This window comes from Pseudoalteromonas sp. SIMBA_162 (assembly GCF_046535955.1).
GTDB classification, from domain to species: Bacteria; Pseudomonadota; Gammaproteobacteria; order Enterobacterales; family Alteromonadaceae; genus Pseudoalteromonas; species Pseudoalteromonas marina.
In genome coordinates this window covers 1-244 of the sequence record NZ_JAWJBQ010000990.1, presented here as the reverse complement: position 1 = coordinate 244, position 244 = coordinate 1, and the positions used below count along the sequence as shown (strand labels likewise).

Genomic DNA, 244 nt, shown 5'->3' with positions numbered 1-244 from the left:
CTGGTAGTGGGTGGTGCAGGCTACATTGGCTCACACATGGTCAAGCACCTGCTCGGTGCCGGCCATGAGGTGGTGGTGGCGGACCTGGTTTCGCCTGGCTCCGGCATCCAGTGGGCCAAGCTCGACATTGCCGACGAAGCTGCCCTGGATGTGCTGTTCGGCGTCTGCCACTTCGATGCAGTGTTCCACTTTGCCTCGTTCATCCAGGTGGGCGAGTCGGTCAGCGCACCCGGCAAGTACTACC

General features: G+C 62.3%; 1 protein-coding gene. It reads left to right on the top strand.

The features are described from left to right. Positions 1–36 precede the first annotated feature (36 nt). The coding region (locus R0J88_RS22680) for an NAD-dependent epimerase/dehydratase family protein (RefSeq protein WP_410901275.1) at positions 37–244 on the top strand (208 nt) is incomplete at its 3' end.